Raw genomic sequence first — 8029 nt, forward strand, 5'->3', positions numbered from 1 at the left:
CTATCCGCACCAGCTCTCCGGCGGCATGCGGCAGAGGCTGACGATCGCTTTGGCTACAGTGTGCAGGCCCGAGTTCATCATCGCCGACGAGCCGACCACCGCGCTCGACGTCGTGGTCCAGAAGGACGTGCTGGCGATGATCCGCGAGATCCAGCGCGAGCTGGGCTCCTCGATCCTGTTCGTCACCCACGACATGGCGGTGCATGCCAACCTCACGGACCGGCTGGGCATCATGTATGCCGGCCGCCTGGTGGAGGAGGGGCCGACCCGCGAGGTCTTCCAGCGTCCGCTCCACCCTTACACGGCGCATCTCATCGCGAGCCTGCCGCGGCTCGGCGACGACATGAAAAAGACGGGCCTGCCCGGTGCGCCGCCGAGCCTCGCCGATCCGCCGACAGGCTGTCGCTTCCATCCCCGCTGCCCTTCCGCGGTCGGCCTGTGTCGCGACGCGTCGCCGCCGATGGAGGAACTGGAACCCGGCCATCGGGTCGCGTGCCATGTCGCCAAGGCGCATGCGGAAGGACGAAGGCTTTCATGACCGCCCTTCTCGAAGTCCGTCAGGCAAGCAAGACCTACACCTCCGGCGGCCTCTTCGGACGCCACGTCGTGCGGGCCGTCGCCGGTGTCGATTTCTCGCTTATGAGCGAGCGCCCGGAGGTCTTCACGATCATCGGGGAGTCCGGCTCGGGCAAATCGACCCTCGCCCGCATGATCCTGAACAGCGTCCCGCCCAGCAGCGGCTCCATCCTGTTTCGGGGCCGCGACCTCGCCACCATCACGAGCCGCCGCGACCGGCTGGCCTTCATGGGCGAGGTGCAGCCGGTGTTCCAGAACCCGTTCGAGGCCTTCAACCCGCTGAAGCGCCTCGACCGCTACCTCTACCTGGCCGCGCGCCGCTTCTGTGGCGCCAGGACGCGCGCCGACGTCGAGAGGCTGGCGGATGCGGCGCTACGCAAGGTCGGCCTGTCGCTCGCCGAGGTGCGCGGCCGCTTTCCGCACGAGATGTCGGGCGGCCAATTGCAGCGCGTCGCCATCGCCCGGGCGCTCGTGCCCGAGCCCGCACTGGTGGTGGCAGACGAGCCCGTCTCCATGATCGACGCCTCGCTGCGCATGACGATCGTCAACATGTTCAGGACGTTGCGCGACACGTTCGGCGTGTCGATCGTCTACATCACCCACGACCTCGCCACCGCCTACTACATCAGCGATCGGCTGATCATCATGGAGAAGGGCGAGGTCGTGGAGAGCGGCCCGGCGCGCGCCGTGCTCGATGCGCCGAGCCATCCCTATTCCATCAAATTGCTACAGGCGGTCCTGCCCGTCGGCAACGCCTGGCGGGACGAGATGCCCGCCGAACCCAGGCCCCAGCCAGCGGCCTGACCCATTCCATCCGTCTCTTCCTCGGAGCCATTCATGCAGACCGTCACGGCCACTATCGATCGCACCTTCACCATCGGCGAGACCGATCGTCGCCTGTTCGGCGCCTTCGTCGAGCACCTCGGACGCTGCGTCTATGGCGGCCTCTACGAACCCGGGCATCCGAGCGCCGACGCCAAGGGCTTCCGCGCCGACGTGCTCGACCTCGTGCGCGAACTGGCGCCCACGACCATGCGGTATCCCGGCGGCAATTTCGTCTCCGGCTACAATTGGGAGGACGGCGTAGGGCCGGTCGAGAAGCGCCCGCGGCGTCTCGACCTCGCCTGGATGTCGACCGAGACCAACGCCTTCGGCACCAACGAGTTCATTGACTGGTGCCGCGCGGCCGGCATCGAGCCGATGCTTGCGGTCAATCTCGGCACGCGTGATGGCGACGCCGCGCGCCGGCTCCTCGAATACTGCAACTTTCCCGGCGGCACGGAACTCTCGGACCTTCGCCGCGAGCACGGCTGGCCAGAGCCGCACGACGTGAAGTTCTGGTGCCTCGGCAACGAGATGGACGGTCCCTGGCAGATGGAGACCAAAACGGCGGTGGAATACGGCCGCATCGCCACCGAAGCCGCCAAGCTGATGAAATGGGTCGATCCGTCGATCGAACTCGCCGCCTGCGGCTCGTCCGCCCGGACCATGCCGACCTTCGGCGAGTGGGAGGACACGGTGCTCGAACACACCTTCGAGCATGTCGAGTTCATCTCGCTGCACACCTATCTCAACGACTATTCCGGGGACACGGCGGCCTTTCTCGCAAGCCCCGACCTGATGGATTCCTTCATCGACGAGGTGGTCGCGATCGCGGACGCGGTGGCGGCCCGGCGGCGCTCGTCGAAGCGCATCATGCTGAGCTTCGACGAATGGAACGTCTGGTACCGCACGCGCCGCAAGAGCGAGGGCCGCACCAAGCTCGGCTGGCCGGTGGCGCCGAACATCCTCGAGGAGGTCTACACCATGAAGGATGCCCTCGCCTTCGGCGGGGCCTGCATCTCGCTCCTCAACCACGCCGACCGCGTGCGCAGCGCCTGCCTCGCCCAATTGGTGAACGCCATCGCGCCGATCATGACGGAAACCGGCGGCCCGGCCTGGCGGCAGACGATCTTCCATCCCTTTGCGCATTTCAGCAATTTCGGCCGCGGCCAGGTGCTGCGCGCGAACGTGGTATCGCCGACCTATGCCGCCACCTATTACGATCCCCGCGGCACCGCCGATCTGACCTTCCCGCTGCCCGCCGTGCCCTATGTCAAGCTCGCCGCCGTCCATGACGAAGCGGGGAAGGCGATCACGCTGTTCGTGCTCAACCGCCACCTCGACCAGCCGATGCCGTTCCAGATCGATGCGCGCGGCTTCGGCAACCTCGAACTCGTCGAAGCGATGGAGATGCGCCACGACGACCTTTCCGCCACCAACACCAAGGAAGCGCCGGACCAGGTCAGGCCCACCCCGCTGGCCGGGGTGCGTGTCGATGGCGGTCGGCTCATGGCCACGCTGGCGCCTGCATCCTGGAACGTGATCCGGCTGGCGACAGCAGAATGATTATGACGGGGGAACCTTCGGGTTCCCCCGCCGAGCGCCCTAAGACATCAAAGCCCCATGGCCCGCTGGATCGCCTGCGTCAGGTGAGCCCTTAGCGCGGCCTCGGCGGCGTCCGGATCTCGGGCCAGGCAGGCCTCGAAGATTTCCAGATGCTCCGCCATCGTCCGCCGCACCTTTGCGGCGGAATAGGCGTAGTGGTGATCCAGCCGGATCAGCCGGATGTAATACTGCGTCTGCAGGAAGGCCTTGCGGAGGAGGGGGTTGTCGAGCGCATCGATCGCGCCGAGATGCAGGCTGCGGTCGACCTCCTCGATCCGGCGTGCCAGATCGCGATCGAAATCGGCGCCGTCGACCCAACCCACGACCTCGTGATGCTGCGCGATCATGTCTTCGATCCGGCCGCGCGGCGCCGTCTCGGCGAAGTGCCGGATGGCGGGCGTCTCGAGGAAGAGGCGCAGCTGATAGGAGTTGCGGACCAGCGCCAGGTCCGGCTTGGCGATCTCGATGCCCGCGCGGGCCCGGATCGTCACCAGCCCCTCCGCCTGCAGCACCTGCAGCGCCTCCCTCAGGGGACCCAGAGGCGAGCCGACGATCTCGACCAGCTCCGCCTGCGACATGAAGGCGCCGGGCTGCAGCCTGCGTTCGAACAGGGCCTCCTTGAACCGCTCATAGGCGATGCGGCTGAGGTTCGGCGCGCTTTCGGCGTGAAGCGTTGACGGGTGTGCGTCCGAAGCCCGTCTCAGGGTGCTGCTCATTTGCCTGATGATTCAATTGCTGGCCTTAGAAATATCTGTTATCCGAATTGATATATCAATAGCCGTCACAAGGCGGCGAGGAGAGGAGCCCGGAATGCGGCTGACCGATTTCACCCTGACCCGCTTCCAATTCGCCCGCGACCGGGTGATCGGGGACAGCCAGGTCCGCATCTCCCAGGCGCATATCGGCGTGGTCGAGCTGCACACCGATGACGGGCGCACCGGGACGGGGTTCTTCCACAGCCTCTTTCATCCACTGCCGGCGCTGGTCGAGATCGAGCGGATCTTCGCCGAAGAGGCCTGGCCCGGCCTGTCGGAACAGGCGCCGGCGGGACTGATTCACCGCGTCACCCGGCCCCGCGGCGGCAACAGCCGCCGGACGTCGCTCGGCTTCGAAGAGGCTGTGGCCCAGGCGCTGTGGGATTTGGCATCCCAGGAGGCCGACCTGCCGCTTTACCGGTATCTCGGCGGCAGCGATCCCAAGGTACAGGTCTATGCCAGCGGCCTCGATTTCCACCTGAGCGATGACGAGTACGCGTCCCTGTTCCGGCAGGCGCGCGACCAGGGCTATCGCGGCTTCAAGATCAAGGTCGGCCATCCCGACATCGAATGGGATCTCCGGCGCCTGGCGCTGGTGGCCGAGATTGCCGATGGCCACGGGCCGATCATGATCGACGCCAACGAAGCCTGGTCGCCGAAGGAAGCGATCAGGCGGCTCGACCAGTTCCGGCGTGCGGGCTTCGACATTCTCTGGGTCGAGGATCCCTGTCTGCGCGACGACATCGACGGCCTGCGGGAGGTCCGCCTGGCCGCGCCGCATGTCCTGGTCAATTCCGGCGAATATCTCGACCTGCGCGGCAAGCGTCGGCTGCTGGAGGGCCGCGGCGCCGACCTGCTCAACGTCCACGGCCATATCGGCGACGTAATGAAGGCGGGCTGGCTGGCGGCGGAGCACGGCGTCCCAGTGACGCTCGGCAACACGTCGCTGGAGATCGGGGTCCACCTGGCCGCCGCGCTGCCTGAGGCCGATTGGCTGGAATACTCGTTCCAGAACTACAACCATCTGGTCGAGGAGCCGATCGCCATGCGCGATGGCTATGCCTTCGCACCGGACCGGCCGGGCCATGGCCTCGTGCTGTCCGCCGAGGCCCGGGCCGGTGCGGCACCGGAGGTGCTGCGGCCGGAGGATCTGCCGCCGGCACCGGCGTCGACGCCGATCCGGCTCTCGTCCTGACCAATCCAAGAACGCAAAGCAGGGGAGGACAAGTCATGCTCGTCGATCGGCGCACATTGCTGCGAACGGCCGCGGCCGTCCCGGTCCTGGCGCTCGCGCCGCGCCTGGCCCATGCGGCGCCGGAAGGCCGCATCAACTACTGGCACCACCTGACCAGCGAAAGCGAATTCAAGGGGCTGGAGGCGGTGATGGCGCTGTTCCAGCAGCGCTATCCCGGGATCTCGCTGACCCAGGAGAACATCCCGAACCCGGAATTCATGTCGAAGATCACCGCGGCGGTGGTCTCCGGATCGAAGCCCGACACGGCGATGGTGATCGCCGAGCGGGTCAACGACATGGTGGCGATGGGCGGGCTTCTCGACATCACCGATCGGATCAAGGGCTGGGACAAGGCAGCGGCATTTCCGCAGGACCGGTGGAGCGGGGCGAGCGTCGGCGACAAGATCTACGGCATCCCGGCCTTCACCTTCGTCGACTGGGTGTACTACCGGAAGGATTGGTTCGACGAGGCCGGCATCAGCGGGCCTCCGAAGACCATGGCCGAGTTCCAGGACGCCGCGATCAAGTTGACCGACCCGGCGAAGGGGCGCTTCGGCTTCAGTCTGCGCGGTGGGGCCGGCGGCTACCAGTGCGTGGTCGACATGATCGAGAGCTTCGGCTCACCGATCGTCGTCGACGGCAAGCCGGCGATCGACAAGCCCAAGGCCGTCGAGGCGATCACCTTCCTGTCGGAGCTGTTCACGCGGCACAAGGTCTGCCCGCCCAGCGCGCCCAATGACAGCTACCGGCAGATCATGGAGGCGTTCAAGACGGGCCAGACCGCCATGGTCTGGCACCACACCGGATCGCTGGCGGAGATTTCCGGCGCGATGAAGCCGGGCCAGTTCATGACCGCGGCGCGCCCGGCCGGCCCTGCCGCCCACATCGCCCGACTGACCTATCTGTTCAACGGCCTGATGTCGGACGCCAATGCGGATGCCGCCTGGGCCTGGCTCTCCTTCTGGGCGGAGCCCGACGCGGCGATCGCGTTCCTGGAGCAGACGGGATACTTCCCGGCCTCGCCGGAGACGGCGTCGGACAGCCGCATCACCGGCAACCCGCTATACGGCGCTGCGGTCGAGACCACGAAGTTCGGCCGCCTGCCGCCCAGCTTTATCGGATCCGCGGGATGGGACGACAATGTCGTGCTTCCCGAATTCCAGAAAGTCCTGGTCGGCCGGAGCACGCCGGAAGCCTGCGTCGATGCCCTGATGGCCGGCCTTGAGGCGGCCCTGCAATAGAGGCTGAGGCGGAGGGTGACGACCACCCCACAGCACAGCGCAAAAACCGACGGTCGAGGGAGGCGCGGCATGCGTATCGAGGACATCCGCTGCTGGGTGGTCGAGACCGAGCACCCGGCCCACCCCTATCGCTGGCGCAAGGGGCTGGCCGGATCCGGCGATGGCACCCCGGCGGATCGGAAGCCGCTGAAGGCCGTGATCCGCATGGACACCGATGCCGGCATTTCCGGTGCGATCGAGGTGGCGAATGCCTGGGCTGCGATGAGCCTCGTCGACCGGCGGCTGAAGCGCCTCGTCGGCGAGAACCCGCTCCTGACCGAACAGCTGTGGACGCTGATCTGGGAGATCGACCGGATCGAGGAGATCGCGATGCCGCATCTCGGCATCGTCGACCTGCTCGCCTGGGACATCAAAGCCAAGGCCGCCGGAATGCCGCTGTACCAGCTTCTCGGCGGCCATGACCGCCGGGTGCCGGCCTATGCCTCCACGGTTACCTGGGACTCGATGGGCGAGTATGAGCGGCACATCAAGGAGTGCATCGACGCGGGCTTTACCGCCTTCAAGCTGCACGCCTGGGGCGATGCGAAGGAGGATGCGATACTGTCCCGCAACCTCCGGCGCTGGGCCGGGCCTGACGCGGATCTGATGTTCGACGGCTCTGCCGGCTGGGACTACGTCACCGCCTTGCGGTTCGGCCGGGTGCTCGAGGCCGAAGGCTTCCTCTGGTACGAGGAGCCGATGCGGGAGTTCGAACTGGGTTCGTATTGCAAGCTTTGCGACGCGCTCGATATCCCGGTCCTGGCGGCGGAGACTTCGGACGGCTGCCACTGGAACATGGCCAGCTGGATCCAGGCCGGCGCCCTCGACATGGCGCGGACCAGCACCTTCTACAAAGGCGGCCTGACCGGCGCGGTCAAGATCGCGCATCTGGCGGAGGCACACGGCATGCGCGCCCAGGTGCATGGGATGGGCCTGGCCAATGCCCAGCTCTGCGCCGCCATCCGCAACAACGACTATTACGAGCAGCTGGTCATATCGAGCGAGCAGATCGCGGGCCTGGGCCGTCTCGGGCCCCTGTCGATCGAGCGCGGCGTGCTCACGGTCTCGGATCGACCGGGCATCGGCTTCGACTTCGACTGGGAGCGGATCGAGGGCACGGCCGTGGCGCGGGCATGACGGCGCTGGGCCTGCCCTCGGCGCAAGCCCCTGCGCCGGCCCGCCGGCTCGGCCCTCTCGGCCGCCTGTCGGAGAGCCGGCGCTGGGCCTACTACCTGCTGCTTCCGAGCCTGGTGCTGATCCTGGCGGTCGTGCTGTATCCGACGCTGTGGGGCATGGTGCTCAGCGTCCGTGAGATGCGGCTGAACCGGGTCGATCTCGGAACCGGCTTCGTCGGCCTCAAGCACTATCTCGCGCTGGCCAATGACCCGGTCTTCTGGCTGTCACTGAAGAACACCATCGTGTGGGTCGCGGGGGCGGCAGCCGGCGAGCTTCTGCTCGGGCTCCTGACGGCGCTCGTGCTGAACACCAGCCTGCCTGGCTTCCGCGTGCTCGGGATCCTGGTGCTGCTGCCCTGGTTCCTGCCCAACGTCGTCGCCGGCACCATGTGGGCGCTGATGCTGGATCCCAGGCTCGGCGTGATCAACGACCTCCTGGTGAGGGTCGGCATCCTCGGCGGCTACAAGGCCTGGTTCGCCGATCCATCCACTGCGCTGATTTCCGCGGTGGCGGTGGAGGCCTGGCACGGGTTCCCGTTCTTCACGCTGCTCCTGCTGGCAGCACTCAAGGGCGTGCCGGAG

The 8029-nt window shown here is 67.0% G+C and carries 8 protein-coding genes; 7 read left to right on the top strand and 1 reads right to left on the bottom strand.

The genetic code is table 11. The features are described from left to right. The 3 genes from AC3XYG_RS37080 to arfA form a co-directional block, all read left to right on the top strand. On the top strand, positions 1 to 538 hold a 538-nt coding region (locus AC3XYG_RS37080), incomplete at its 5' end, for an ABC transporter ATP-binding protein (protein ID WP_489144914.1). After that, positions 535 to 1380 (top strand): ABC transporter ATP-binding protein, encoded by an 846-nt coding sequence (locus tag AC3XYG_RS37085; protein WP_489144915.1) that lies wholly within the window; start codon positions 535 to 537, stop codon positions 1378 to 1380. The genes AC3XYG_RS37080 and AC3XYG_RS37085, both read left to right, overlap by 4 nt. A 33-nt stretch (positions 1381 to 1413) precedes the next feature. Next, on the top strand, positions 1414 to 2964 hold the full coding sequence (arfA, locus tag AC3XYG_RS37090) for an arabinosylfuranosidase ArfA (protein WP_489144916.1): 1551 nt from the start codon (positions 1414 to 1416) through the stop codon (positions 2962 to 2964). Positions 2965 to 3011: 47 nt separating this feature from the next. On the opposite strand, the gene AC3XYG_RS37095 is transcribed toward arfA, so the two are convergent. Continuing rightward, positions 3012 to 3719 (bottom strand): GntR family transcriptional regulator, encoded by a 708-nt coding sequence (locus AC3XYG_RS37095; protein ID WP_489144917.1) that lies wholly within the window; start codon positions 3717 to 3719, stop codon positions 3012 to 3014. A 94-nt stretch (positions 3720 to 3813) separates the two neighbouring features. Here AC3XYG_RS37095 and AC3XYG_RS37100 point away from each other — a divergent pair, with 94 nt between their 5' ends. From AC3XYG_RS37100 to AC3XYG_RS37115, 4 genes are all read left to right on the top strand, one after another. Continuing rightward, positions 3814 to 4953 (top strand): mandelate racemase/muconate lactonizing enzyme family protein, encoded by a 1140-nt coding sequence (locus AC3XYG_RS37100; RefSeq protein ID WP_489144918.1) that lies wholly within the window; start codon positions 3814 to 3816, stop codon positions 4951 to 4953. A gap of 35 nt (positions 4954 to 4988) precedes the next feature. Then, positions 4989 to 6233: an ABC transporter substrate-binding protein gene (locus AC3XYG_RS37105; RefSeq protein WP_489144919.1), complete on the top strand. Its 1245-nt coding sequence runs from the start codon at positions 4989 to 4991 to the stop codon at positions 6231 to 6233. Positions 6234 to 6302: 69 nt separating this feature from the next. Next, a complete protein-coding gene (locus tag AC3XYG_RS37110; protein ID WP_489144920.1) occupies positions 6303 to 7409 on the top strand; it encodes an enolase C-terminal domain-like protein in 1107 nt (368 codons plus the stop codon). Further along, positions 7406 to 8029, top strand: a 624-nt coding sequence (locus AC3XYG_RS37115) for a carbohydrate ABC transporter permease (protein WP_489144921.1), incomplete at its 3' end; no start/stop codon positions are given. The genes AC3XYG_RS37110 and AC3XYG_RS37115, both read left to right, overlap by 4 nt.

The organism is Inquilinus sp. (assembly GCF_057815775.1).

Excerpts from the sequence above, each read along its gene's own strand:
- AC3XYG_RS37085 (WP_489144915.1), top strand. The coding sequence starts at position 535 with ATGACCGCCCTTCTCGAAGTCCGTCAGGCAAGCAAGACCTACACCTCC.
- AC3XYG_RS37105 (WP_489144919.1), top strand. The coding sequence starts at position 4,989 with ATGCTCGTCGATCGGCGCACATTGCTGCGAACGGCCGCGGCCGTCCCG.
- AC3XYG_RS37110 (WP_489144920.1), top strand. The coding sequence starts at position 6,303 with ATGCGTATCGAGGACATCCGCTGCTGGGTGGTCGAGACCGAGCACCCG.
- AC3XYG_RS37095 (WP_489144917.1), bottom strand. The coding sequence starts at position 3,719 with ATGAGCAGCACCCTGAGACGGGCTTCGGACGCACACCCGTCAACGCTT.
- arfA (WP_489144916.1), top strand. The coding sequence starts at position 1,414 with ATGCAGACCGTCACGGCCACTATCGATCGCACCTTCACCATCGGCGAG.
- AC3XYG_RS37100 (WP_489144918.1), top strand. The coding sequence starts at position 3,814 with ATGCGGCTGACCGATTTCACCCTGACCCGCTTCCAATTCGCCCGCGAC.